The organism is Kitasatospora sp. NPDC090091, from assembly GCF_044747365.1.
In the GTDB taxonomy this organism is placed as follows: Bacteria; Actinomycetota; Actinomycetes; order Streptomycetales; family Streptomycetaceae; genus Kitasatospora.
In genome coordinates this window covers 72879-98058 of sequence record NZ_JBIVDY010000001.1, presented here as the reverse complement: position 1 = coordinate 98058, position 25180 = coordinate 72879, and the positions used below count along the sequence as shown (strand labels likewise).

Annotated in this window: 20 protein-coding genes and 1 riboswitch; of the genes, 13 read left to right on the top strand and 7 right to left on the bottom strand. The window is 76.5% G+C overall.

Annotated features, from left to right (window positions below; all coding sequences use genetic code 11):
* Positions 1-744 carry a zinc ribbon domain-containing protein gene (locus tag ACIPSC_RS00440; RefSeq protein WP_400821912.1) on the bottom strand — a complete coding sequence of 248 codons (744 nt, stop codon included), beginning with the start codon at positions 742-744 and terminating at the stop codon, positions 1-3.
* A gap of 23 nt (positions 745-767) precedes the next feature.
* Entirely contained in the window at positions 768-1604 is an 837-nt protein-coding gene (locus ACIPSC_RS00435; RefSeq protein WP_400821911.1) for a Nif3-like dinuclear metal center hexameric protein, read from the bottom strand.
* A gap of 675 nt (positions 1605-2279) precedes the next feature.
* On the opposite strand from ACIPSC_RS00435, the gene lanL reads away from it, so the two are divergent.
* Positions 2280-5564 carry a class IV lanthionine synthetase LanL gene (gene lanL, locus ACIPSC_RS00430; protein ID WP_400821909.1) on the top strand — a complete coding sequence of 1095 codons (3285 nt, stop codon included), beginning with the start codon at positions 2280-2282 and terminating at the stop codon, positions 5562-5564.
* Positions 5561-7561: an alpha/beta hydrolase family protein gene (locus ACIPSC_RS00425; RefSeq protein ID WP_400821908.1), complete on the top strand. Its 2001-nt coding sequence runs from the start codon at positions 5561-5563 to the stop codon at positions 7559-7561. The genes lanL and ACIPSC_RS00425 overlap by 4 nt, the downstream gene beginning before the upstream one ends.
* 334 nt (positions 7562-7895) lie before the next feature.
* Here ACIPSC_RS00425 and ACIPSC_RS00420 read toward each other — a convergent pair whose 3' ends face one another.
* Positions 7896-8024 carry a hypothetical protein gene (locus ACIPSC_RS00420; RefSeq protein WP_400821907.1) on the bottom strand — a complete coding sequence of 43 codons (129 nt, stop codon included), beginning with the start codon at positions 8022-8024 and terminating at the stop codon, positions 7896-7898.
* Between ACIPSC_RS00420 and ACIPSC_RS00415 the strand changes: the two genes are divergently transcribed.
* Entirely contained in the window at positions 8014-8187 is a 174-nt protein-coding gene (locus ACIPSC_RS00415) for a hypothetical protein (protein WP_400821906.1), read from the top strand. The genes ACIPSC_RS00420 and ACIPSC_RS00415 overlap by 11 nt on opposite strands.
* A gap of 109 nt (positions 8188-8296) precedes the next feature.
* Here the strand turns inward: ACIPSC_RS00415 and ACIPSC_RS00410 are convergent, their stop codons facing one another.
* Positions 8297-9391, bottom strand: coding sequence for an alcohol dehydrogenase catalytic domain-containing protein (locus tag ACIPSC_RS00410; RefSeq protein WP_400821905.1), 1095 nt, complete (start codon positions 9389-9391; stop codon positions 8297-8299).
* Positions 9392-9655: 264 nt separating this feature from the next.
* On the opposite strand from ACIPSC_RS00410, the gene ACIPSC_RS00405 reads away from it, so the two are divergent.
* The 4 genes from ACIPSC_RS00405 (at position 9656) to ACIPSC_RS00390 (ending at position 14170) form a co-directional block, all read left to right on the top strand.
* Entirely contained in the window at positions 9656-10309 is a 654-nt protein-coding gene (locus ACIPSC_RS00405) for a class I SAM-dependent methyltransferase (protein WP_400821903.1), read from the top strand.
* A 267-nt stretch (positions 10310-10576) separates the two neighbouring features.
* The gene (locus ACIPSC_RS00400; RefSeq protein ID WP_400821902.1) at positions 10577-11917 is read left to right on the top strand and encodes a hypothetical protein; all 1341 of its coding nucleotides are present in this window, start codon (positions 10577-10579) and stop codon (positions 11915-11917) included.
* Between the two features lie 7 nt (positions 11918-11924).
* On the top strand, positions 11925-13013 hold the full coding sequence (locus tag ACIPSC_RS00395; RefSeq protein WP_400821901.1) for an N-acetylmuramoyl-L-alanine amidase: 1089 nt from the start codon (positions 11925-11927) through the stop codon (positions 13011-13013).
* Between the two features lie 230 nt (positions 13014-13243).
* Positions 13244-14170, top strand: a complete 927-nt coding sequence (locus ACIPSC_RS00390) for a hypothetical protein (protein WP_400821899.1) — start codon at positions 13244-13246, stop codon at positions 14168-14170.
* A gap of 176 nt (positions 14171-14346) precedes the next feature.
* Here ACIPSC_RS00390 and ACIPSC_RS00385 read toward each other — a convergent pair whose 3' ends face one another.
* From ACIPSC_RS00385 to ACIPSC_RS00375, 3 genes are all read right to left on the bottom strand, one after another.
* The gene (locus tag ACIPSC_RS00385) at positions 14347-15426 is read right to left on the bottom strand and encodes a prenyltransferase (RefSeq protein ID WP_400821897.1); all 1080 of its coding nucleotides are present in this window, start codon (positions 15424-15426) and stop codon (positions 14347-14349) included.
* Positions 15423-16166 carry a class I SAM-dependent methyltransferase gene (locus tag ACIPSC_RS00380; protein WP_313763482.1) on the bottom strand — a complete coding sequence of 248 codons (744 nt, stop codon included), beginning with the start codon at positions 16164-16166 and terminating at the stop codon, positions 15423-15425. Before ACIPSC_RS00380 ends, ACIPSC_RS00385 begins: the two co-directional genes overlap by 4 nt.
* Before the next feature lie 200 nt (positions 16167-16366).
* Positions 16367-17677 carry a glycosyltransferase family 4 protein gene (locus ACIPSC_RS00375; RefSeq protein ID WP_400821896.1) on the bottom strand — a complete coding sequence of 437 codons (1311 nt, stop codon included), beginning with the start codon at positions 17675-17677 and terminating at the stop codon, positions 16367-16369.
* 473 nt (positions 17678-18150) lie between these two features.
* On the opposite strand from ACIPSC_RS00375, the gene ACIPSC_RS00370 reads away from it, so the two are divergent.
* The 6 genes from ACIPSC_RS00370 (at position 18151) to ACIPSC_RS00345 (ending at position 25160) form a co-directional block, all read left to right on the top strand.
* Positions 18151-18714, top strand: coding sequence for a TetR family transcriptional regulator (locus ACIPSC_RS00370; protein WP_400822467.1), 564 nt, complete (start codon positions 18151-18153; stop codon positions 18712-18714).
* A gap of 336 nt (positions 18715-19050) precedes the next feature.
* A riboswitch (cobalamin riboswitch) is annotated at positions 19051-19115 on the top strand.
* A gap of 113 nt (positions 19116-19228) precedes the next feature.
* Positions 19229-20527, top strand: a complete 1299-nt coding sequence (locus ACIPSC_RS00365; RefSeq protein ID WP_400821894.1) for a prenyltransferase/squalene oxidase repeat-containing protein — start codon at positions 19229-19231, stop codon at positions 20525-20527.
* Positions 20528-20655: 128 nt separating this feature from the next.
* On the top strand, positions 20656-21354 hold the full coding sequence (locus ACIPSC_RS00360) for an SCO2322 family protein (RefSeq protein ID WP_400821893.1): 699 nt from the start codon (positions 20656-20658) through the stop codon (positions 21352-21354).
* 139 nt (positions 21355-21493) lie between these two features.
* Entirely contained in the window at positions 21494-22618 is a 1125-nt protein-coding gene (locus ACIPSC_RS00355) for a CbiQ family ECF transporter T component (protein ID WP_400821891.1), read from the top strand.
* Entirely contained in the window at positions 22615-24228 is a 1614-nt protein-coding gene (locus tag ACIPSC_RS00350; protein ID WP_400821889.1) for an ABC transporter ATP-binding protein, read from the top strand. The genes ACIPSC_RS00355 and ACIPSC_RS00350 overlap by 4 nt, the downstream gene beginning before the upstream one ends.
* Positions 24225-25160 (top strand): ECF transporter S component, encoded by a 936-nt coding sequence (locus ACIPSC_RS00345; RefSeq protein WP_400821888.1) that lies wholly within the window; start codon positions 24225-24227, stop codon positions 25158-25160. The genes ACIPSC_RS00350 and ACIPSC_RS00345 overlap by 4 nt, the downstream gene beginning before the upstream one ends.
* Positions 25161-25180: the final 20 nt, after the last annotated feature.

Here is a 25180-nt window from a genome sequence, read left to right as displayed (position 1 = left end):
TCAGACGCCCGAGTCGGCGGTGCGGACCAGGATCCGCGAGCAGTTCTCGCAGCGGACGACCTTGTCGGCCGGCTCGGCCTTGATGGCGTTCAGCTCGGTGATGGAGAACTCGGTGCGGCAGCCCTCGCAGCGGCGCTGGTAGAGGCGGGCCGCGCCGACGCCGCCCTGCTGCTCGCGCAGCTTGCTGTAGGTCTTCAGCAGGTCGGCCGGGATGACGGCGGCCACGGTCTCGCGGTCGCGCTTGACCTTCTCGGCCTCGGCGTCGATCTCGGCGAAGGCGGCGTCGCGGCGGCCCTCGGCCTCGGTCAGCACGACGGTGGAGTGCTCCAGGCGGGCGCTCAGCTCGGTGACCCGGGTCTGGGCGGTCTCCAGCCGCTCCATGATCTCCAGCACGACCTCCTCCAGGTCCCCCTGGCGCTTGGCCAGCGAGCCGATCTCGTGCTGGAGGTTCTCCAGGTCCTTCGGCGAGGTGATCGCACCGGAGTCCAGGCGCTGCTGGTTGCGGGCGGCCCGGGCGCGGACCTGCTCGACGTCCTGCTCGGCCTTGGTCAGCTCGCGGGCAGTGTCGCCCTGCTGGGCCTGGGCGGCGACGACCAGGTCCTTGAGGGCGGTGTGGTCGGCGGTGGCCTTGTCGATCTCGGCGTGCTCGGGCAGGCTACGACGCCGGTGGGCCAGCTGGTCGAGCTTCGAGTCGATGGCCTGGAGGTCGAGCAGGCGGATCTGGTCGGCGGGCGCGGCGTTCAAGCGGAGAGCTCCTGTGAATCGGGTCAGGCGGTGAAGGACATGGGGGCGTGCGCGGTCCACGGGTCGGTGACCCGGTGGGAGACCTTGGTCTCCACGGCCCAGCCGCGCTTCTCGGCGGCACCGTGCAATGCCCGCTCGGCCAGGGCGAGCCAGGGCCACTCGGTGGCCCAGTGCGCGGCGTCGAGCAGGGCGACCGGAGCCGCCTCGGCAGCCTCGGACGCCGGGTGGTGGCGCAGGTCGGCGGTCAGGTAGGCGTCGACGCCGGCCGCCCGGACCTCGGCGAAGAGGCTGTCACCGGAGCCGCCGCAGACCGCGACCCGGCTGATCAGCCGGTTCGGGTCGCCGGAGACGCGCACCCCGGCGGCGGTGGCCGGCAGGCCCTTGGCGACCTGCGCGGCGAAGACGGAGAGGGTGAGCGGGGGCTCCAGCAGGCCGACCCGCCCGCCACCGCGCCGGCCCAGCGGGTCCGTCGGGTCCGGCACCAGCGGACCGGTGACGCGAACGCCGACGGCCTCGGCCAGCGCATCCGAGACGCCCGGGTCGGCGTGGTCGGCGTTGGTGTGTGCGACGTGCAGGGCGATGCCGTTGCTGATCAGCGTGTGCACCACCCGGCCCTTGAAGGTGGTCGCGGCGACGCTGGTGGTGCCGCGCAGGTAGAGGGGGTGGTGGGTGACGACGAGATCGGCCCCCCACTCCACGGCCTCGTCGACGACCGCCTGCACGGGGTCGACGGCGAAGAGCACGCGGCGGACCTCGGCCCGGGGGTCGCCGCAGACCAGGCCGACGGCGTCCCAGGACTCCGCCCACTGGGGCGGGTAGACCTCTTCGAGTGCGGTGATGACGTCGGACAGATTCGGCACCTGTCGAGACTACCGTGCGCGCAGGGGCGCCCGGGCCGCCCGGGCGGCTGCGCGGCGGCCGGGGCGGCCCGGACGGGAGCCCTGACGGCGCGGGCGGGTGGGTGCGCGGGGCGGCGGGTGGTGCGGGTCGGCGGTGTGGGGGACGGGGCGCACAGGTGCGCGTCAATCCTGCGGTGAGCGGCGTTCGGGTGCCGCCGGGCCGCCCCCCGCGCGCCGGTCCGAGCCGGTGTGCGAGCCGTCCGGGCGCCCCAGCCGCCGGGGTGCGCGGGTGCCGGCGCGCACACCGATCGGTTCGCACGAATTCGAAATCGCGCGCAGATCACCCTTACGAGTGAAGTGACTCGCCACGCGTTGAGGCCGTGCCGAAACCGAAAGTAACTTCACTTCCGCGAACGGGAGTTGCCCCGACCGGGGGGTCGGAAGGGCGCTCCGCCGAAGGAGAGCACCGGCTCGGACCGGCTCCGCGGCGGACGCGGCCGGGGCGGCGCTTCCGTACTTCCGAGAAACCGATCAGGCCGTGGCCGTACGCCCGGGTGCCGGAGCAGCGTGTACCCGGGCGGCGGCGGCAGAGACGAAGGGATGTGAGAGCGGATGGGGGCAGGCACATCGCTTCGGACGGCCGGGGGAACAGGATCGGCGGACCACGCGCCGCGTGCGGTCGGCGCGTGGCCGGAGGTGGCGCGGTCGGCCCTGGCCGGCGCCAGGAGCCGGGGAGGCGGCGGGGACTGGGACGTCACCGTCGACGGCTTCTGGTGCACGGCCAGGCCGGCCGAGGGGGAACTGGCCGGGGAGGGCTGGAAGATCCACGTCAGCACGGCGTCCGCGGTGGGGGGCGCGGTGCTGGCCGCCGTCGTCGAGACGCTGGCCGACGACCCGTGCACGTTCAAGTTCGCGGCCGGACAGGAGCAGCTGCACGAACTCAACTCGCGCAACAGCGAACGGGGCTCGGCCGGGAAGTTCATCACCGTCTACCCGGCGGGCGAGGAGCAGTTCCGGCGGCTGGCCGCCGCCCTGCACCTGGCGACCGACGGCCTGCCCGGCCCGGTGATCCTCTCCGACCGCCCGTACCGGCCCGGCAGCCTGGTGCACTACCGGTACGGCGCATTCGCGGCGCGCACCGAGCTCGGCAACGACGGCGGGTACCGCTCGATGCTGCGCGGGCCGGCCGGTGAGCGGGTGGAGGACGTGCGCGGGGCTTCGTACCGGTGCCCGCCGTGGGCGCGCGATCCCCTGCGCGAGCCGGCGGGTCCGGCGGGTCCGGCGGGTCCGGCGAGGGTCTCGGACGACGGGGCCGCGCCGGGACCCGGTGGCGGTACGGCCGGCGGTACGGGTGCCGGTGGCGACAGCGGTACCGCCCGGCCGGGCGCCGGGGCCGCCGGCGGGCGGTCCGTGACCGGCCACCGCCCCGGAGCGGCCAGGCCCACCGCCGCCCGGCGCGGCGCCGGCGGAGTACTGCTCGCCGGGCGCTACGTGATCACCGGCGCGATCCGGCACAGCGCCAAGGGCGGCGTCTTTCTGGGCCGGGACACCGACGGCGGCGCGGAGGTCGTGGTCAAGCAGGCCCGCGCGCACATCGAGGTGGACCGCGCGGGCACCGACGCCCGCGCCGCCCTGCGGCACGAGGCCGCCCTGCTGGCCAGGCTGGAGGGGCAGGGGCTGGCGCCGCATCCGGTCGAACTGGTCGAGCAGGACGACTCCCTCTTCCTTGTGCAGGAACGAATCGCCGGTCAGCCGCTGGGCAGCTGGGTCGCCGCCCGGCTGCGCCGCGACGGCAGCCCCGACGTCGACTGGGCCGAGGCCGGGCCGATGGCACAGATGCTGCTCGACCTGCTGGAACGCGTCCACGAGCTGGGTCTGGTGCTGCGCGACCTCTCCCCCGGGAACGTCCTGGTGCAGCCGGACGGCTCGCTGCGGCTGGTCGACCTTGAGCTGGCCGCCGAGGCCGGCCGCCGGACCGGCTCGGCCGGCACCGCCGGGTACCGGGCCCCCGAGCAGGGGCCCGGCCGGCTGGCCCTGGTCGGTACGGCCACCGTCGGCACGGCAGCCGGATCGGGTGGGCGCGGCCGGGTCGGCCGGGTCGCGGACGGTCGGGTCGCGGACGGCCTGTACGTGGCCGAGCCGGCGGCCGACCTGTACGCGCTCGGCGGGCTGTTCTTCCTGCTCGCCACCGGCCACGACCCGCTGCTGCCCGAGGACCTGCCACACGCCCGCCCGGTCGCCGACCGGCTCGGCCGCTGGCTCGCCCTCGCCGCCCGCTCCGGCGACACCGCGCGGCGGCTGGCACCGGTGGTGCTGGGGCTGCGGGCGGAGGAGCCGGAGCTGCGGTGGAACCTGAACCGGGTGCGGGAGGCCCTGGCGGGGGCGGCTTGCGGCGACGCCCCCGTCGCGGCGGCCGGGGCCGCGGGCACGGATGCCGTGGCCGGGGCACTGACCGCTGCGGACGAGGCACCGGGGGCTGCGGACGAGGGGCAGCCGGTCGCGGATGCGGGGCGGGGTGCGGTCGGCGCGGAGGCGGCGAACCGCACCTGGGCGGATGCCGTGTCGGCCGGCCCCGCGCCCGTGGGCGTCGCGGCCGTCCTCGACCGCGTCCTGCACGACGGGCTCCGGCACCTCACCGTGACCGCCACCCCGCTGCGGCGCGACCGGCTCTGGCCCGCCGTCCCGGCCGGGCAGCAGTCCGACCCCTGCAATGTGCAGCACGGCGCCGCCGGCGTCCTGGCCGTACTCGCCCGGGCCGCGTCCACCGGCGGCCTGCCCGCCGACGTCCGGGAGGGGGCCCGGCGAACCGCCCGGACGGCCGTCGACTGGATCGAGCGCCGCTGCGCCGCCGAGCCGGTCGTCCTGCCCGGGCTGCACTTCGGACGCTCGGGCGCCGCCTGGGCGCTGCTCGACGCCGCCGGGGCACTGGGCGACCGCGCCCTCGCCGGGCGCGCCGCCGAACTGGCCCGCCGGATAGCCGTCGAGTGGCCCAACCCGGACGTCTGCCACGGCGCAGCGGGCGCCGGCTTCCTCCAACTGCGATTCGCCGCAGAGGACTTGGGCGAGGGGTCGGCGCAGGCCTTCCTGGACCGCGCGGTCCGCTGCGGGCAGGGTCTGCTGGCCGCCGGCCGGAGCACCGCCCACGGCACGGTCTGGCCGGTGCCGGAGGACTTCGACTCGGCGCTCGCCGGGATCGCCCACCTCGGGTTCGCCCACGGGGTCGCGGGGGTCGGCGCGTTCCTGCTGACCGCCGCCGAGTCCACCGGCGACCGGGCGCTGCTGGCCGGCGCCGCCGAGGCCGGGCGCACGCTCGCCGCCACGGTGCGGTGGGAGGACACGCCTGGCCGTGGGGACGGGCCCGACCGCGGAGGCGCGTACGACGAAGCCGGCGGCGGGTCCGCGGGGGCGTGGTGGCCGCAGGGTGCGGACGACCCGGAGCACATCCGGCCGGCCCACTGGTGCAGCGGGGCGTCGGGCGTGGGCACCTTCCTGCTGCGGCTCTGGCAGGTGACCGGCGATGCCACCGCGCACCGGCTCGCCGTCGCCGCCGGGCGGGCGGTGCTGGCCGGGCGCTGGCACTGCGGCACCGGCGCCTGCCACGGGCTGGCGGGCAACGGCGAGTACCTGCTGGACCTGGCCGAGGCCACCGGAGATGCGGAATTCCGCACGGGTGCCGCGGAGTTGGCACACCTGATCGCGGCCAGGTCGGCGCTGCGCGCCGGCCTGCTGGTCCTGCCCGACGAGACCGGCACCGGCTGCGCCGCCGCGTACGGCACCGGGACGGCGGGCCCGCTCGCCTTCCTGCTCCGGCTCCGGCACGGCGGCCCCCGGCTCTGGGTGGACCCGGTGCCGGCGCACCCCGCGCAGCGTCCCGCCGCCGGGGGGACGCCCGGACCGGACGATGCGCCGCACGGCGCCGCCGAGGCGCCGCGCCGGCCGGGCGAATCCCGGCCCCGGACCGGCGGGGTGAGGACGACATGAACGTGGTCATCCGCGCCGCGACGCAGGCCCTGCGCCGGATCGGCTTCACCTTCGCGGCCGACGGCAGCCACGCCGCCTGCCTGGCCTCCGCGGCCGACGGCGGCTGGTACGCGGAGAGTTGGCAGCTGCCCGCGAGCGGCCCCGCCGTCCCGACCGCGCTGGCGCTGCCCGGCACCCGGTCCGAGAACCTCCGCTCCCAACTGGTCGCGCTCTCCGACGGCTCGGTGCTGGTCTGCCGGAACGACGGCGAGCGGCACGAGCTGGTGAAGCTCACCGCGGCCCCGCCCGGCGCCGAACCGGCCACCCGGGAAACCCCGTTGGCCACTCTCCGGTGCCCCGGTCTGCGACTTCTGCCGCTCCCGGCCGACGCCGCGGCCGGCCCCGGTGCACCGGTCGCCGTCGCGCTGGGCAGCGACACCCGGCCGGCCACCACCGCCTGGCTGGTCCACGGCGACGGGCGCGAGCCCCGGCAGGTCGCCGAGATCCCGGGGCTGCACGGCGGCGGCATCTGGCTCGACCGCACCGGCGCACTGCTGGCGCTGGACCGGGTGGCCGACGGCATCGTCCGCAGCGTCGTCCTGGACCTGCGCAGCGGCGCGGTCACCCCGTTGCTGGAGATCGGCGAGCGCAGCAACGACCGGCTGGCGCTGTTCGACCCCGACAGCCGCTTCGCGATGGTGCGCAGCGACGCCCCCGGCAGCGACCGGCTCGGCTGGGGCGTACTGGGCGGCGGTGAGCCGCTGCGGTTCCCCGAACGCCTGCACGTGGCGGGCATGTTCCTGCGGCCGGTGGCGCTGCGGTCGGCCGCGGACGGGGTCCGCGTCGCGATCCAGATCGACCACGGCGCCGGCTCCTCGCTCGCGCTCTGGCGGCCCACCCTCGGACGCCTCGACCCGCTGCCGGTACCGCCCGGCCGGCTCGGCGCGGTCGCGCACTGGTCGGAGGCGGCGCTGCGGATGCCGTACTCCGCCCCGGACCATCCGGCAGCCCTGGCCGGCCTGGACGTGGACGCGCTGCTGGCGCACGGACCGGCCGCCCCCGAGTCCGGACCGGCCCCGCTGCCCCTGCAGTTGGCCCCGCTCGGCTCCGGCCTGCCCGGCCCCTGGCGGGACACCGTCCTGCCCTGGCAGCCCGGCGGCGCGCGCACCTCCCGTACCGCGCCGCCCGGTTGGCAGCTCGACGGCTCCACCCAGCCCGGGGACGGCGGCCGCTGGCACCCGGCGCAGAGCCTCGAACTTGCGGGACCGGCAGGCCCGTTGGAGGCCGTGGTGTACGGCGGCGAGAGCTGGCTGAGCAGCCCGCACCTGGTCCTCGCCCTGCACGGCGGCCCGGCGGACGCCTGGCGGCTGGAGTTCGACCCCGCCCTGCAGCGGATGGCGGCCGAGGGTCTCGCTGTCGTCGCGCCGAACCAACGGGGCTCCACCGGCTACGGGGTGGCGCACGCGATGGCCATCCGGGGCTCCTGGGGCGGGCCGGACCTCGACGACGTCCTGTACCTGCTGGAGGGCATCGCGGGCCAGCGCGCGGCGCTCGGCCTGGAGCCGCCCGCCCTGTTCGGCGTCAGCTACGGCGCGTTCCTCGCGCTGCTGGCGGCCGCGCACGCACCGACCGAGCACGTCGCCCGCTGCGCGGTGGTCGCACCGTTCCTGTCCGGCGCCCGGCTGCTGGCCGAAGCAGCCGCCCCGGTACGGGCGTTGACCACCCGACTGGGCGGCGGCGAGCCGATCGCCGACGCCCGCGGACCGCGCGACGTGCTGCAGCTCGCGCACCGGTTGAGCGCGCCGCTGCTGGTGGTGCACGGGGACCGGGACGAGGTCGTCCCGGTGAGCCAGTCCCGTTCGCTGCGGCACGAGTTGCTGCGGATCGGCCGCACCGAGGGCGCGGACTTCCGGTACGTGGAGGCGGCCGGCTCCGGGCACGAGGTGCTGGCGGAGGACGGTGCCGCCGTGCTCCACGAGCTGCTGGCGGCTTTCCTGCGCACCGGCCGGCCGGGGTAGCGGTCGGCCGGGCACCGGTCGGCCCGGGCACCGGTCGGCCGGGTGGCGACCGGACGGGGTGGCGACCGGACGCGTCCTGCTGCCGGACGGCGGCGCCGGCGCGCTCGCCCGGCACGGCGACCTCCAGGCGCTGTCCCCGCTCCACCGCGAACCGGCCGGCCACTGGCTGGGGCCGGTCTGCCGCGGCATCGGCATCGGCCATTATCACGCCGGACCGCTCCCCGGGCGCCCGTCGCGATCTCGATAGGATCTTGTCCACCCGTGCGGTTATGGTGGCCGGGGCACGGGCCGTGATCACCGGCTCCGGCGCGGCCCATGCGGCCGATCGCACCGGTCACGCGGTCACGCCGGCCGCACCGGCCATGCCGGACACGTCGTTCACGCGCACGCTCGCGCCCGTGGTGCCAGCCAGGCGCCGAAGCATCCGCACCCTCCCACGGAAGACGATCTTGATGTCCGACACCCTCACCGACACCACCGGACCCGCGGCCAACGGGACCGACGCCGACGAGATCACGGCCGAGGACACCGCGTCGCACGGCCGCCACCGCGGCCGTTCCGCCGTCGACGACAGGCCCGAGGCCGACCCGCACGGCCGGCACCGCGCCGCCGCCGCGCAGAACTGACCCCGGCGAAACGTCACGCCAAGGGCCCGCCGGCAACCCCGGCGGGCCCTTCCGTTCGCCGAGCGCCGAGGAGGCCCGGCCGCGACGGCCCGGCCACCGGCCGGGCGCCTCAGTCCAGCGTGACGACCGTCCGCAGCGCCTCGCCGCTGCGCATCTGCGCGACGGCCTCGTTGACGTCCGCCAGGCCGACCCGGTGGGTGACCATCCCGGCGAGGTCGATCCGCCCGGCCCGCCACAGGTCCACCACCAGCGCGACGGTGCGCGGCACCGGCGCCCCGCCGTACAGCGAGGGCAGCAGGCGCTTCTCGTTGAAGAACAGCTCGCCCATGCTGAACTGCGCGAGGTCGTCCCGCGCCCCGGCGCCGATCACCACCACCGCGCCACCGCGCCGCGCCGCGTCGTACCCGGCCCGGACGGTGGCCGCCCGGCCGACCGCCTCGAAGACGTAGTCGAACCCGCCGCCCGGCAGGCCCTTCGCGAAGCCCTTCAGCTCCTCGGGGGCGAGCGCGTCGGTGGCCCCGAAGGCCAGCGCCCGCTCGCGCCGCGAGGCGACCGGGTCCACCACCGCGATCCGGCCGGCCCCGCAGACCCGCGCGCCCTGCACGGTCGCGACGCCCACGCCGCCGGCGCCGATCACCGCGACCGAGGCGCCCGGCTCGACCCGCGCGGTGTGGACGGCGGCGCCGATGCCGGTGGTCACCCCGCAACCGATCAGGGCGGCCGGCTCGTAGGGCAGGTCGGCGGGGACCTTGATCACGGCGTCGCGTTCGACCACCACCTCCTCGGCGAACGCGCCCGTGCCGTAGAAGCCGGAGGCCTCGACCGGGCCGCCCGCGCCGTCCTCGTCGAAGCGGAAGCCCGGCGCGCCGAGCCGGCGCAGGCTGGTCACGCAGAGGTGCCCGCGGCCGCGCTCGCAGTGTGCGCAGCTGCCGCAGGGGGCCATCCAGCAGAGCGCCACCCGGTCGCCGACCGCGACGCCGGTCACGCCCTCGCCGACCTCGACGACGTCCCCGGCGCCCTCGTGCCCGGGCACGAACGGCGCGGGCTGCGGCAGGACGCCGCTCATCGCCGAGAGGTCCGAGTGGCAGAGGCTGGCCGCCCGCAGGCGGACCCGCACCTTTCCGGGGCCGAAGCCCACCGCCGTGACGTCGTCGCGGACGTCGAGCGTGTCCTGGCCGGTCTTGTGCAGGATGGCTGCGCGCATGGGGCTGCTCCCGTCCCCTCGGATCGGTGGGTCGGGGCCGATTCTGGCACGACGCGCCCGCGCGGAGTAGAACACGTTCCACCCGCAAGCGGGGCGCCCCACGCCTCGGCGGGACCCGGCACAGGTGGGCAGGTCGGCGGCGGTGCAGGTCAGCGGCGGCGCACCGCGGGCCGGGCCCGGGCCCGGGGGCGACGGTGGGCCGTACCGTCGAGTAGGGTCCGACGGCGAACAGCCGCACCGATCACCCCCGGCAAGGAGCCCCGCATGTCCGACCTCCTGGAGACCGCCCACCCCGGGGCCGACGTGCTGGCGGCGTTCGAGGGCGCGACCGGCTTCATGCCCGTCGACGAGGGCCTCGCGCTGTACGCCGCCGCCGTGACGGCCGCACGGCGCACCGGGCTGCCGGTGCTGGAGATCGGCACGTACTGCGGACGGTCGGCGATCCTGCTGGCCGGGGCGGCCCGGGAGACGGGGACGGTGGCGCTCACCGTCGACCACCACCGCGGCTCCGAGGAGCAGCAGCCCGGCTGGGAGTACCACGACCCGGAGCTCGTGGACCCGGAGGTGGGCCTGATGGACACGCTCCCCCGGTTCCGCCGCGCGCTGCACGCGGCCGGTCTGGAGGAGCACGTGGTCGCGCTGGTGGGCCGCTCGCCGCAGATCGCCGCGCTCTGGGGCGGCCGGCTCGGCCTGGTCTTCATCGACGGCGGCCACACCGACGAGCACGCCACCGGCGACTACGAGGGCTGGGTGCCGCACCTGGCGCCCGAGGGCCTGCTGGTGGTGCACGACGTCTTCCCCGACCCGGCGGACGGCGGCCAGGCGCCCTACCGGGTCTACCTGCGGGCGCTCGCCGAGGGCTTCGAGGAGATCTCGGTGACCGGTTCGCTGCGCGTGCTGCGCCGCACCGCCGGCTGACCGCACCGACGCCCGCCCGCGCCCTGCCCGCCCGGGCCCCCGCACTCCCGCCGTACCCCCCGGTAGATCCGCGGACCGCCCCCACAGGCGATCACGGATGCTCTAACGTCGTGCCGGGGCTGTCGGGCGGGGGTTCGAACGATACGGTGTCCGCGCGGCCGTTCGGCCGGAGCGGCGGGCGACCGGGCAGCCACCAGGACCGGCCGCACGGGCACGCGGCGACACGACACCAGGCAGAGCATCCGGCGGACGGTGGGGGCCAGCGCAATGACCGACCAGCAGAACACCGCTCCGGCGGTCTGGGACCCCACCGCGCGCGGCGGCGCCGGCGGCTGGGTCCGCGGTCCGCAGCAGCAGCCTGCCGCCGCGGCCGCGCCGAACCCCGCCGGACCCCCGGCGCCGCCCGCCGGAGCCCCCCAGCCGCCGCAGGCACAGCCGCCCCAGGCCCCGCAGCCGCTCCACTCACCGATGGCCCGGCCGCCCGCGCCGGGCGGCGTCGGCGACCAGGGCCCGCCGCTCGGCGCGCGCCCGTACCTGTCCGCGGCCCCCGGCCACGACGCCCCGACCGCAGCGGCCTTCCCGGCGTCCGCCCCGCCGCAGGCCGCCCCGCACGGCGGGGGCTTCCCCGACCACGCGGCCCCGCAGAGCCAGGGCCCGTACCCGGGCGCCCCGCAGCCACCGGCCGGCGCCCCCGGCTATCCGGCGGCCCCGCCCCAGGCGCCGCAGGGCGCCCCGTACCCGCCGCAGGGTCACCCCCAGCAGCCGCCGTACCCGCAGCCCTACGACACCGCGCCCTACGGCTCCCAGCCCTACGGACAGGCCTACGGGCAGCCGGACTACGCCACCGGCTACGAGGACCTGGACGACGAGGACCGCCCCGGCAACAAGCGCGCACCGCTGCTGCTCGCCTTCGCCGTGCTGTTCGTGCTGGCGCTCGGCGGCGGCATCCTCTGGGCGGTGAAGGACAAGGACTCCTCGTCCGACCAGGCCGCCCCGGCCCCGTCCGCCACCGCCGCCAACCCGGCCGGCTCCGGCAGCCCGCAGCCCGCCCCGGTGCCCACCGACGCGGCCGGCGCGCCGAGCCCGACCGCCGGCGACACCGCCTCCCCCGGCGCGTCCGCCAGCCCGACGGCCGGCGCGCCCGGCCCCAACGCCCAGAGCCAGGCGAAGGCGCTGGACGAGCTGCTGACCCAGGGCGAGAGCGCGAAGGCGCCGATCGGCAACGCGGTCGCCAAGGTGAACAGCTGCCCCGCCAAGGCGGACATCGACAGTTCCGCGCAGGTCTTCGACAGCGGGGCCAAGCAGCGCGACCAGCTGCTCACCAAGCTCGCCGCACTGTCCGTCACCGACCTGCCGGGCGGCGCGGAGGCGGTGGCCACGCTGAAGTCGGCCTGGCAGCTGTCGGCCGACATCGACCGCGCGTACGCGAGCTGGGCGCGCGCGGTGTCGGCCCAGGGCTGCTCCGGCACCGCCCCGAACACCGCCGACAAGAAGCGCGCCGACGAGCTCAACCCACAGGCCACGCAGGCGAAGAAGGACTTCGTGGCGAAGTGGAAGCCGATCGCCGACACCTATGGCCTGACCACGCGCACCCAGGACAGGATCTGAAACACCCGTGACCCGCACCACCCCCGGCACGCCCGACGACAACGACCGGCCCCGCCGCTCCCTCCTGCTGCGCACCACCACCGTGGTGGGCGTCGTGGTGCCGCTCTGCCTGGCCGGCTGGCTGGGCTGGCAGGCCGTCGGCGGCCACGACCGGGCGGACGGCACGGCACCTGCCGGCGCGGCCGGCACCCCCGGCGGGGCGGGCGGGCCGGGGACGGCCACGGACGGCGCCGGCGCCACCGGGGCCGGCACGGCGGCGCCCCCGCCGAGCTCTCCCGCGGCGGGCACCGCCACCGCGCCCGCAGAGGCCGCCCCCAGCAGCCCCGGCGCCCCGTCCGGCACCCCGTCCGCCGGAACGGGAACCCCGGCGACCGGCACCCCGGCGACCGGCGCTCCGGCGGCCCCCGGCACGTTCTCGGCCACGGCGCTCACCGGCCGGACCGTCCTGCTCGACCCCGGCCACAATCCCGGCAACTTCTCCCACACCACCGAGATCAACCGCCAGGTCGACATCGGCAACGCCCGCAAGGAGTGCGACACCACCGGCACCTCCACCAACGCCGGGTACACCGAGGCCGAGTTCACGCTGGACGTGGTCCGCCGGGCCCGGGCGATCCTCAGCGCCCGCGGCGCCACCGTGGTGCTGGTCCAGGACGGCGACCGGCCGTGGGGCCCGTGCATCGACGAGCGCGCCAGGGCCGGGAACGAGGCGCACGCCGACGCGGCGGTCTCCGTACACGGGGACGGCGGTCCGGCCGGCGGCACCGGCTTCCACGTGATCATGCCCGCCAAGGTGGTCGCGGGGAAGGCGGACACCTCGGCGATCGTCTCGCCCTCGCACCGGCTCGGCCTGCTGCTGCGCGACGGCTTCCGCTCGGCCACGGGCGAGCCGTACGCCGACTACACGGCCAGTCAGGGCCTCGACACCCGCTCCGACCTCGGCGGGTTGAACCTCTCGGCCGTCCCCAAGGTGTTCATCGAGTGCGGTAACATGCGCAACTCGGCCGACGCCAAGCGGATGACGGACCCTCAGTGGCGCCAGCAGGCGGCCCAGGGGATCGCCGACGCGCTGACGACGTTTCTGACCACGCGGTAGGCGGCGGGCAGGATCGGGAGCGCGTCCGGGCGGGAAGGAACCGTCCGACCCGGTGGTGGACGGCAGGGGGACGGACGCGCGCAGTTTGCAACGACTTCGCCCCATTCCCGAGCCCGCTGTGCACCCGCGAGGCGGTTGGCCCTAGGCTTCTGGTCCGTTCGGAGTTTCCGGGCCGGCCAAGCCGACCACGCAAAACCGCCGACCACGACACACCAACGAGGGGAACGTTAGTGAATCTGCGCGCTCTCACCAGGGGAGACGCCGCCGTCGCAGGTGCGGCCGTCCTGCTCTTCATCGCCTCCTTCCTGCCGTACTGGACCGTTGACTGCAGCGGCAGGTACTGCGGCGACACCTCGACGAACGCCTGGGACAGCGACCTGTTCCCCATCCTGCCGTCGGTCTTCCTGCTCGGCATCATCGCCGCCGCGCTGATCCTGGTGCAGCGTTTCCAGGGCGCCGCCGCCACCAACCGCCAGGTGCTCGGCCTGCGGCTGGACCAGTGGGGCATCGCCTTCGCCGTCACCGCGCTCTGGACCTCGATCTGGGCGCTGGGCGGCGGCCCGAAGGGCCTGGACCACGGCTTCGGCGCCTGGCTCGCCGTCATCGCGCTGATCGTGCTCGCCGGTGCGGCCGCGGCCGGCCCGCTGGTGCCCGCTCTGAAGGCGCCGCTGGTGACCGACAAGCCGGCCGCCCCGCAGGGCTTCGCCGGCGGCTACCCGGCCCCGCAGCCGGGCCAGCCCGGTCAGCCCGGCCAGTACGGTTACCCGGCCCAGGGTCAGGACCCGCTCCAGGCGCAGTCCCCGGCCTTCGGCGGCCAGCCCGGCGGCTACGGCTACCCGGCCCCGCAGGCGGGCCAGCCCGGCCAGCCGCAGGACGCGGCGGCCCAGGCCGTCCCGCAGCCGGCCCCGGCCGGCCAGGCCCAGCCCACCCCGGCGGCTCCGGCGGCTCCGGCGGCCGACTTCGCGCCGTTCTGGTTCGCCGTTCCGGCGCCGCGCCAGCTGGCCCCGAAGGACAACCCGGCCGGCGGCCCGGTCGGTGAGCTGATCCCGGGCACCTGGTACCTGGCGGTCGAGCAGCGCGGCGCCGCGCTGGTCGCCCAGCTCCAGGACGGCACCCAGGGCGTGCTGGTCGACACCACGGGCCTCCAGCGCGGCTGACGTCCGGACGACGGACAGCACCACGCCGAAGGGGCGGGACCGGATCTCTCCGGTCCCGCCCCTTCGGCGTTCATCGGGCGTCAGCCTGGGGCGCGCGCCCTGCGGAACGCAACGATCCCCGGGGCGCGCGGCCCCGTGGAACGCAACCGCTCACGGGGACGCGGCCCGCCGACCGCTCAGCAGCAGTCCTGGACCACCAGCCCGGTCGGCAGGTCGTCACCGCCGAAGACCGCCACCGTGGCCGGGTCGCCGCCGAGCGCGGCCACGGCCAGCAGCAGTGCCCCCGCCGTCCAGGTGGTGCGCTCCTCGGGCCAGATGGCGTCGTCCTCGAACACGTACCCGGTCCAGTACGAGCCGTCGGTGTGCCGCAGGTGCTTCTGGATCCAGCGCAGGATGTCCACCGCACGGTCGGACTCACCCACCGCCCAGAGCGCCAGGGCCAGTTCGGCGCTCTCGCCGCCGGTCACCCAGGGCCGGTCGCTGACGCAGCGGACGCCCAGGCCCGGGACGACGAAGCGGTCCCACTCCCGCTCGATCCGCTCCAGCGCGGCCGGGCCGCGCAGCGCGGTGCCGAGCACCGGGTAGTACCAGTCCATCGAGAAGCGGTCCTTGTCCAGGAACCGCTCGGGGTGGTGCGCGATCGCGTGCCGTAGCCGGCCGGCCGCCAGCTCCCAGTCGGGCTGCGGCTCCTCCAGGTAGTCGGCGATCGCCAGGCCGCAGCGCAGGGCGTGCAGGATGCTGGAGGAGCCGGTCAGCAGCGCCTCGTCGGTCGCCTCGCCGCTCTCGGCCACCCGCCAGGCGATCGGCCCGCCGGGCAGCCGCAGGCCGACGATGAAGTCCAGCGCGCGCCGGACGACGGGCCAGATCCACTCCAGGAAGGCGTCGTCGCCGGTGCTGAGGTGGTGGTGCCAGACGCCGACCGCGACGTACGCGCAGAAGTTGGTCTCCTTGGCGGCGTTGACCACCTCGCCGTCCGGGCCTCCGTGGCCGTAGCCGTAGGCCGCGTACCAGGAGCCGTCGGCGTTCTGGCGGTCCGCCAGCCAGCGGTAGGCGGCCTCGGCGGCGGCGTGCTCGCCGGCCGTGTCCAGGGCCATCGCGGCCTCGGTGTGGTCCCACGGGTCGAGGTGGTGCCCGGTGAACCACGGTATGGCGCCGTCGCGCTGCTGCTCCGCGAGGATGCTGCGGACGGTGCCGGCGGCCTGCTCGGCGTCGAGCACCCCGTCCAGCAGCAGCACCTCGGGAACGGCGGCGGTCACGCCACCCCGCCCGGAGCGCGGTTCGGCTTGGAGGCGTAGGCGACGAAGCTCTTGCCGATGACCGGGTTGAGCGCCTTCTCGGCGGCCTTGGTCAGGGTGCTGATCACCGGGGTGCCGACGATGTCCCAGACCAGCAGCTGGTGGTAGGCCTTGACCGGCAGCGCCTTGTCGTTGTCCACGCCCACCGCGCACTTGATCCACCAGTACGGCGAGTGCAGCGCGTGCGCGTGGTGGGTGCCGTAGGGCTCCAGGCCGGCGTCCTTGAGCTTGCCGAGCAGCTCGTCGCCCCGGTAGATCCGGATGTGGCCGCCCTCGACCTCGTGGTACTCGTCGGAGAGCGCCCAGCAGATCTTCTCCGGCAGCCAGCGCGGCACGGTGACGGCGAGCAGGCCGCCGGGCTTGAGCACCCGGAACATCTCGTTGAGCACGCCCTTGTCGTCCGGGATGTGCTCCATCACCTCGGAGATGATGATCTTGTCGAAGTACTCGTCCTCGAACGGGAGGGCCAGCGCGTTGCCCTCGATCGCGACCGCCGACGCGCCCTCGGGGGCCTCGCCGGCCTGCTCCATGGCCGCGAACCACTTCCTGACCTCGGCGATCTCCTCGGTGTTCTGGTCGAGGGCGACCACGTTGGCCCCGCGCCGGTAGCACTCGAACGCGTGCCGCCCCCCGCCGCAGCCCAGGTCGAGCACCCGGTCGCCAGGGGCGAGCGGGAAGCGCGAGAAATCAACGGTCAGCACTGCGGGCTCCCATTCCTTTGGTACCAAACGTTCCCGGCTCCGAGCAGACCCGGAGCCGGCCCCGGACCGACTGAGCCGACCTGGCCGACCTAGCCGACCTGGACCGGCCGTCGCGACCGGACGACGCGAACGGCGCCGCGGCCTGCGCCGGGGTCGGGGTCGGGCCCGACGCGGAGCGGACAGCACGGTCCGGCGCGCCGTCAGGCGACATAGCGCCAGCCCGGACCGGAGCGGGCCCGCCGCCCGGTCCCGGTGGCGATCGCCTCCCGGTAGGCCTCCGCGGTCAGTTCGGCGGCCCGCCGCCAGGTGAACCGCTCCAGCACCCGCTCGCGGCCGGCCTCGCCGAGGGTCCGGCGCAGCTCCGGGTCGTCCAGCAGCCGGCCCAGCGCGGCCGCCAGCGCGCCCGCGTCGCCCGGGGGCACCGCGAGGCAGGTCTCGCCGTCCGGCCCGGCCACCTCGGGGATCGCCCCGCCGGTGGTGGCGACCAGCGGCGTGCCGGTGGCCATCGCCTCGGCGGCCGGCAGCGAGAAGCCCTCGTACAGGGACGGCACGCAGGCCACCTCGGCCGAGCGGTACAGGTCGACCAGTTCCTCGTCGGTCAGCCCGGTGCGGAACTCGATGTGCTGCTCCAGCCCGAAGCGCCGCACCGCGTCCGAGACCGGCCCCTGCTCCTTCTGCGGCTTGCCCACCACGACCAGGTGCGCGTCCCGCTCGGTGCGGACCTTCGCCAGCGCCTCCACCAGGTGGACGAGCCCCTTGAGCGGGACGTCGGCGCTGGAGGTGGTGACGATCCGGCCGGGCACCCGGGCGATCCGCTCGGACGGCGACCAGAGCCGGGTGTCGGCGCCGATCGGCACCACCGAGACCGCGCCGGGCGCGGCGCCCAGGTGCTCGACGATCTCCCGCTTCGAGGAGCCGGAGACGGTGACGATGTGGTCCAGCCGGGCGGTGACCCGGCGCTGCATCCGGGTGAACGCGTACCAGCGGCGCAGCGAGAGCCGCCGCAGCCGGGTGGTGGCGGCGTCCAGCTCCAGCTGCCGGTCGACGGTGATCGGGTGGTGGATCGTGGTGACCAGCGGGAACCCGTGCCGGGCCAGCCCGAGCAGGCCGTAGCCGAGGGTCTGGTTGTCGTGCACCACGTCGTAGCGGCCCTTGTGCCGGGCCAGGAACTGGCGGGCACGGAGCGAGAACGTCAGCGGCTCGGGGAAGCCGCCGGTGCGCATGGTGGCGAACTCCAGCACGTCCACCGGGCCGCGGTACTCGGCGAGGGCGGGGGTGCGGAAGGGGTCGTCGGCCCGGTAGAGGTCCAGGCTCGGCAGCTCGACCAGGCGGACCGAGCCGGAGCCCTCCACCTCGTCCAGCACCGGGTACGGCTGAGCACCGATCACGTCCACGTGGTGCCCCAGCCGGGCCAGTTCACGGGAGAGGTGACGTACGTAGACGCCCTGGCCACCGCAGAACGGGTCGCCGCGGTACGACAACAGGGCGATCCGCAGCGGCTGCGCGGTCATCGTCGGCCCCCATCTCTGCTGCTAGGTGTGCTGCCGGTCGGCTGCCGGGTGAGCTGCCGGTCGCTAAAGTAGATCAGGTTTCAGTGTGGTGTGGAGTTCACCACTGACCATGTGAACAATGAGAGACCTCGAAGATACCGGCCCGTAGCATTCCGTCAGACGCCAGGGCTGGTGATTCACGCCACGCCGGACCACCCGGCCGGACCTGCCGGAGCGGCTCCGCCGGACCGGATCCGGATCGGTTCGCAACCACGTCGCAACCATGTTGGACACCTCGCCACTCTCGCGCCCCGGGAGCATCCTTGCCGCCGTCCGCCACGCCCGCGCCCACCGCCGCCTCCGCCGCCGACGCCGCGGATCCGACCGTTCCCCCGGCCGGGGCGGCGGCGGCCCCGCCGGCCGGGGCCTCCTCCGGTCCGTCGTCCGGGTCGTCCTCCACTGCTCCGTCCGGGTCGTTCGCCACCGACCCGCCGCTGACCGCACGCCAGGCCGAGCGGCGCCACCGGATCCTGCGCGCGGCCACCGTCCTGGCCGCCCGCGGCGGGTACGAGGCGGTGCAGATGCGCGAGGTCGCGGAGGGCGCGCAGGTCGCGCTCGGCACCCTGTACCGGTACTTCCCCTCCAAGGTGCACCTGCTGGTGGCGGTGATGCTGGAACAGCTCCAGGGCCTCCAGGAGCAGGTCAGGCGCCATCCGCCGGCCGAGCGGGAGCCGGCGCCACGGGTCGCCGAGACGCTCACCCGGGCGTTCCACGCGCTCCAGCGCGAGCCGCTGCTGGCCGAGGCGATGGTCCGGGCGCTCTCCTTCGCCGACCGCTCGGTGAGCGCCGAGGTGGACCTGGTGAGCTCGGCCACCGGGCAGTTGATCCTGGACGCGATCGGCCAGTCCGGCCCGCCCACCGAGAGCCAGCGTGCCGCCGTCCGGGTGATCGAGCACACCTGGCACTCGGCCCTGGTGTCGTGGCTGTCCGGCCGGGCCTCGATCGCGGAGGTCCGCGCCGACCTGCACACGGCGGCGCAGCTGCTCACCCTGCCCTGAGGGCGCGCGCCGGGGCCGAGCCGCGCTCCGCCGGGGCTTTCCCGTGCTGGTTCGGGGCCGTCCCGCGCTCCGTTCCTCCACCGCGTCTCCCCCGGGTCCCCGCCGGCTCTCCCCCGGGTCTGCGCCGGGTCTCCCCGCCCGTCCGCCGCCCGTCCCCCGTGCCTCGGGCCGCCCGGGCGGGGCCCGAACGCCCCCGCGGCCGCAGCCGCACCGGCGGCCCGGCCCGCGCAGGTCCGCAAGTGGAACGTGTTCTCGCCCACGCCGGTCCGACGGGCTCCGCGCGGCGGCTAGAGTCGACGGGCAGGACAACTCCATCCCGCTTCTCCTCCGGGGAAAGCCGGTGCGAATCCGGCACTGACCCGCAACCGTGAGCCCGGCGCCGGACGGCCGGGCGAGTCGGAGTGCCCGGGGCGAAGCGAGCGGCCAGTCCGGGCAGGAGCAGCGCCCGGCACCGTCGAGGACTACGGATCGGCCCACGGGCCACCACACCGCTCATCGAAAGGCTCAACCGACCATGCTCACCGCCGCCCGCCTGGGCGCCGCCGCCCTGACCGCTGCGCTGCTGACCGGCACCGCCGCCGCACCGGCCCTCGCCGACAGCCCCTCCCCGAGCGCCGCCCCCGCCACCCCCGAGGGCCTGTACGGCAAGGGCGACCCGACCTACGACGGCGTGTGGCGGCAGTCGCTCGCCCTCACCGCCCTGGCCGGCGCCAAGGTGACGCCCGCCGACTCGGCCGTCTCCTGGCTCACCGGCCAGCAGTGCGCGGACGGCGGCTGGCCGTCCTTCCGGGCCGACACCGCGGCCGCGTGCGACGCCACGACCGAGGACAGCAACGCGACCGCCGTCGCCGTCCAGGCCCTGATCGCGCTCGGCGGGCACCAGGACGCCGTCGACAAGGGCGTCCAGTGGCTCAAGGCCAACCAGAACGCGGACGGCAGCTGGTCCTACAACCCCGGCGGCCCCGGCGACGCCAACTCCACCGGCCTGGCCGTGAACGCCCTGTTCGCCGCCAAGGTCGACCCGGCCGGCGTCGCCAAGGCGGGCAAGAACGCCTTCGACGGGCTGGCGCTCTTCCAGCTCGGCTGTGCCGCCCCCGCCGACCAGCGCGGCGCCTTCTACCTGCCCCGGCCGGACGGCACGCCCGAGGCGAACGCGCTCGCCACCGGCCAGGCCTCGCTGGCCGCGGCCGGCGGGAAGCTGCCGGTCACCAACACCAACCGGACCGACGCCGCGCCCAAGGCGCTGGCGTGCGGCGACGGTTCGGCCGCGGCTCCGGGTTCGGCTTCTGCTCCGGCGGGGGCGACCGTCGCGCGCGCCGACTCCGCCGAGGCGGTCGGCGCCTACCTGACCGCGCAGCTCGCGGCGGGCGGCCAGCACCTCACCCTGACCACCCCGGGCGCCGCCCCGACCCCCGACTACACGGCCACCGCCTGGGCCGCGCTCGGCCTGATCCAGGGCGGCCACCCGCAGCAGGCCGCCGGCGCGGTGGACTGGCTCGCCAAGGAGGGCGGCACCTGGACCAAGGGCGGCACCAGCCCCGCCGCCACCGCCACCCTGCTGCTGGTCGCCCAGGCCGCCCAGCGCGACCCGGCCTCGTTCGGCGGCGACCTGGTCGCGCAGCTGACCGCCCTCGGCCCGGCGCCCAAGGCGACCTCGGCCGCCTCCACCGCCGCGCCGTCGTCGGCCCCGGCGAAGGAGGAGAAGAAGGACGGCGGCATCGGGCAGTGGTGGCTGATCGGCATCGGCCTGCTGATCGGCATCGGCGGCGGCCTGGTGCTCAGCCTCCAGCGCAAGCGCGGCCCGAAGCTGTGACCAGCCCCGCCACCCCCGGGCCGGACGCCACGGCCGGCCCGGGCGTCGCGTCCGGCCCGGGTGCAGCCTCCCACCCGGGCGTGGCGGGTGAGCCGTCGACGCCGGACGGGCAGCGGACCTGCCGGCGGGTGGCACCCGCAGTCGTCCGGTTCGCCGCCGGAGTGATCACCGGGCTGCTGATCCTGCTGATGCTCGCCGCGGCCCCGGCCCAGGCGGCAGTGGCCCAGGCAGCCGGGGCCGGGTACCGGTACTGGTCGTTCTGGAAGTGGTCCGACGGCGCCTGGGCGTACCAGCAGCAGGGGCCCGCCGTGTACGTCCCGAAGGACGGTGGCGTGGACGGGTGGCGCTTCGCGGTCAGCCCCGACGGCGGCCGGGACGCCGCCCGGCCCGGCGGCTCCGGGGACTTCGCCACGATCTGCGGCAGCACGCCGGAACAGTCCGGGCGCAAGCGGGTCGCCGTGGTCCTGGACTTCGGCACCGCCGCGGACGCCGCCGGCGGGACCCCGCCCGAGCCCCGGACGGTGTGCGCCGTCGTCCCCGCCAACGCCACCTCGGCCGAGGTGCTGGCCGCCGTCGCCCCGCCCCTGCGGTACGACACCAACGGCCTGCTCTGCGCCATCGCCGGCTACCCGAAGTCCGGCTGCGGCGACCGGCTCGGCGCGGCCGACCAGCCGTCCGCCCAGGCCACCGACGGCAGCGGCAGCGCCACCGGGAGCAGCATCGGGAGCGGTGGCGACGCCGGCCCCGACCTCGGCCTGATCGCCGGTGCCGTTCTGGTGGCCGCCCTGGCCGCAGGTGCGGTCTGGCAGGCCCGCCGCCGGCGCTGAGCGGCGCCCACCTCCCGACCGCCGGAGTGACCTCCCGGAGCAGGAAGTCGGCCCGCCCGACTTCCTGCTCCGGAACCGGCACCATCCGGCCCACCCCTGGCCCAGTCCCGCACCCACCCCGACCCTGGACCGCTCCCCCGTGACCGAACCCCGCGTCTCCGGCCCGCCCCGCGCCACCCGGCGCCCGCCCGCCGGCCCCCGCCAGCTGCACCCCGGGGCCTGGTGGCTGTGGGCGCTCGGCCTGGGCGCGGCCGCCACCCGGACCACCAACCCGCTGCTGCTGCTCCTGCTCGCCGCCGTCGCCGGCTACGTCGTGGCGGCCCGGCGCGGCGATGCGCCGTGGTCGCGCTCCTACGGCGCCTTCCTCCGGCTCGGCCTGGTGGTGCTCGGCATCCGCCTGGTCTTCGCCGTGCTGCTCGGCTCGCCGGTCCCCGGCACGCACGTCCTCCTCACCCTCCCCGAGGTGCCGCTGCCCGACTGGGCGCAGGGCGTGCGCATCGGCGGCCGGGTCACCGTCGAGGGCCTGCTCGCCGCGCTCTACGACGGGCTGCGGCTGGCCACCCTGCTGGTCTGCGTCGGCGCCGCCAACGCCCTCGCCAGCCCCGCCCGGCTGCTGCGCACGCTCCCCGGCGCGCTCTACGAGGCGGGCGTGGCCGTCGTGGTGGCGATGACCTTCGCGCCCAACCTGGTCGCCGACGTCCGGCGGCTGCGCGCCGCCCGCCGCCTGCGCGGGCGCACCGACCGCGGCATCGCCGCCGTGCTGAGCGTCGGAGTCCCCGTTCTGGAGGGCGCGTTGGAGCGTTCGGTGGCGCTCGCCGCCGCCATGGACACCCGCGGGTTCGGCCGCACCGCCGATGTCCCGCGACCGCTGGCCCGGACCACCGCCGCGCTCACTCTGGCCGGCCTGCTCGGGATCTGTCTCGCGGCGTACGGGCTGCTCACGGCCGGCGGTGCCGGCTGGGCCGTGCCGGTCCTGCTGCTCGGCCTGGCCGCCGCCTTCGCCGGCCTGCTGCTCGGCAGCCGGCGTTCGATCCGGACCCGCTACCGCCCCGATCCGTGGGCGCTGCCCGAGTGGCTGACCGCCGGATCCGGCGCCGCGGTGGCCGGGGCGACGATCTGGCTCGCCGGCGTCGACCCGGCCGCCTTCGCCCCCACCGTCGTGCCGCCGACCGCTCCCGCCCTGCCCCTGGCCGCCGTCCTCGCCGTCCTGATCGGCCTGGTCCCGGCGTTCGCCGCCCCGCATCCGCCCCGGAGGGTTTCGTGATCACCTTCGAGCAGGTCTCCGTGCAGTACGCCGACGCCGCCGCCCCGGCGCTCAGCGGCGTCGACCTGACCGTCCCCGAGGGGGAACTCTGCCTGCTGGTGGGCCCGTCCGGCTCCGGCAAGTCCACCCTGCTGGGCACGGTGAGCGGCCTCGTCCCGCACTTCACCGGCGGCGTGCTGCACGGCCGGGTGACCGTCGGCGGCCGCGACACCCGGGAGCACCGGCCACGCGACCTCGCCGACCTGGTCGGCACGGTGGGCCAGGACCCGCTCGCGCACTTCGTCACCGACACCGTCGAGGACGAACTCGCCTACGGCATGGAGTCGTTGGGCCTCGCGCCGGACGTGATGCGGCGGCGGGTCGAGGAGACGCTGGACCTGCTCGGCCTCGCCGAGCTGCGCGACCGCGCGCTCACCTCGCTCTCCGGCGGCCAGCAGCAGCGCGTCGCCATCGGTTCGGTGCTCACCGCCCATCCGCGGGTGCTGGTCCTCGACGAGCCCACCTCCGCGCTCGACCCGGGTGCGGCCGAGGAGGTGCTGGCCGTGCTGCAGCGGCTGGTCCACGACCTCGGCACCACCGTGCTGATGGCCGAGCACCGGCTGGAGCGGGTGGTCCAGTACGCCGACCAGGTCCTGCTGCTGACCCCCGGCGAGCCGCCCGTCCTCGGCGAGCCCGCCGAGGTGATGGCCCACTCCCCCGTCCACCCGCCGGTCGTCGGCCTCGGCCGGCTGGCCGGCTGGCGTCCGCTGCCGCTCTCGGTCCGCGACGCCCGCCGCAAGGCCGCCGCGCTGCGCACGCGCCTCGACGGCCTGCGGCCGGACGCCGCGCCGTCGATCGACGCTGCACCCGTGTCGGAGGCCGACCGCCTCGTCGTCCGGCGCGGCCCGGTGCCGGCCCTGCGCGGCGTGGACCTCGCCCTCCACGCGGGCGAGATCACGGCGCTCATGGGCCGCAACGGCGCCGGCAAGTCCACCCTGCTCGGCACGCTCGTCGGCCTGCACGCCCCCGCGTCCGGCAGCGTCCGGGTCGGCGGCCGCACGCCGCACCGCACCCGGCCCGCCGAGCTGATCCGCCAGGTCGGCCTCGTCCCGCAGGACCCGCGCGACCTGCTGTACGGGGAGAGCGTCGTCGCCGAGTGCACCGCCGCCGACACCGACGCGGGCGCCGCCCCGGGCACCTGCCGCGCCCTGGTCGAGCGGCTGCTGCCAGGCGTCCCCGACGCCGCCCACCCGCGCGACCTCTCCGAGGGCCAGCGGCTCACCCTCGCGCTGGCCGTCGTGCTGACCGCGCGCCCGCCGCTGGTGCTGCTGGACGAACCGACCCGCGGCCTGGACTACGCCGCCAAGGCCCGGCTGGTCGAGATCCTGCGCACGCTCGCCGCCGAGGGCCACACCGTCCTGCTCGCCACCCACGACGTCGAGCTGGCCGCCGAACTCTCCCACCGCACGGTCATCATGGCGGACGGCGAGATCGTCGCGGACGGCCCGACCCCGGAGGTCGTGGTCTCCTCCCCGGCCTTTGCGCCGCAGGTCGCCAAGGTGCTCGCACCGGGTCCGTGGCTCACCGTCCACCAGGTCGAACGAGCCCTGGCGGAGGTCGAGCCGTCGTGACCGCCGCCGACCCGAAGGCCGTCCCCGCCGCGGACGACCTCACCGCCACCCGCCGCCGGCTCGCCCGCCCCGTCCCGCTCGGCCGCCGCTCGATCGCCGTCCTGGCGCTCACCTCGCTGGTCGGCGTGGCCGGCTTCGGCTGGCCGCTGCTCGCCGCCACCGACTCCGCGCTGGTCGGCCACTCGACCGACGCCCCGTGGCTGTTCGCCCTCCTGCTGCCGCTCCTGCTCGCCGTCGTCGTCGCCCAGATCTCCGAGGGGCGCTCGGCGGGCGGCGGCGCGCCCGGCCTGGACGCCAAGTCGGTGGCCCTGCTCGGCGTCCTCGCCGCCGCAGGCGCCGCACTGCGGCCGCTCGGCGCCGGGACGGCCGGGCTGGAGCCGATGTTCTTCCTGATGGTGCTGGCCGGGCGGGTGCTCGGGCCGGGCTTCGGCTTCGTGCTCGGCTCGCTGTCGATGTTCGCCTCGGCCCTGCTGACCGGCGGGGTCGGGCCGTGGCTGCCGTTCCAGATGCTCGCCATGGGCTGGGTCTGCCTCGGCGCGGGCCTGCTCCCGGGCGCCGCCACCCTGCGCGGCCGTGGCGAGCTCGTCATGCTCGCCGGGTACGGGGCCGCGGCCTCGGTCCTCTACGGCACGATCATGAACCTCCAGGGCTGGCCCTACATCGCGGGCCTCGCCGGTTCGATCTCGTTCGTCCCGGGCGACCCGGTCAGCGCCAACCTGGTCCGGTTCGCGGCCTACTGCCTGGCCACCTCGCTCGGCTGGGACCTCCCGCGGGCGGCGCTCACCGTCGTCCTCTGCCTCACCCTCGGCACGTCCGTCCTGCGCGCCCTGCGCCGGGCCACCCGCCGCGCCGCCTTCGACGCCCCGGCCACGTTCAACCCGCCGGTGCGCGCCGATTCTCAGCCCGGGGCGCACCCCCACGATTCGCCCTGACGACCGCAGGGACGTGCACG

Excerpts from the sequence above, each read along its gene's own strand:
- ACIPSC_RS00425 (WP_400821908.1), top strand. The coding sequence starts at position 5,561 with ATGAACGTGGTCATCCGCGCCGCGACGCAGGCCCTGCGCCGGATCGGC.
- ACIPSC_RS00415 (WP_400821906.1), top strand. The coding sequence starts at position 8,014 with ATGTCCGACACCCTCACCGACACCACCGGACCCGCGGCCAACGGGACC.
- ACIPSC_RS00410 (WP_400821905.1), bottom strand. The coding sequence starts at position 9,391 with ATGCGCGCAGCCATCCTGCACAAGACCGGCCAGGACACGCTCGACGTC.
- ACIPSC_RS00405 (WP_400821903.1), top strand. The coding sequence starts at position 9,656 with ATGTCCGACCTCCTGGAGACCGCCCACCCCGGGGCCGACGTGCTGGCG.
- ACIPSC_RS00400 (WP_400821902.1), top strand. The coding sequence starts at position 10,577 with ATGACCGACCAGCAGAACACCGCTCCGGCGGTCTGGGACCCCACCGCG.
- ACIPSC_RS00375 (WP_400821896.1), bottom strand. The coding sequence starts at position 17,677 with ATGACCGCGCAGCCGCTGCGGATCGCCCTGTTGTCGTACCGCGGCGAC.
- ACIPSC_RS00365 (WP_400821894.1), top strand. The coding sequence starts at position 19,229 with ATGCTCACCGCCGCCCGCCTGGGCGCCGCCGCCCTGACCGCTGCGCTG.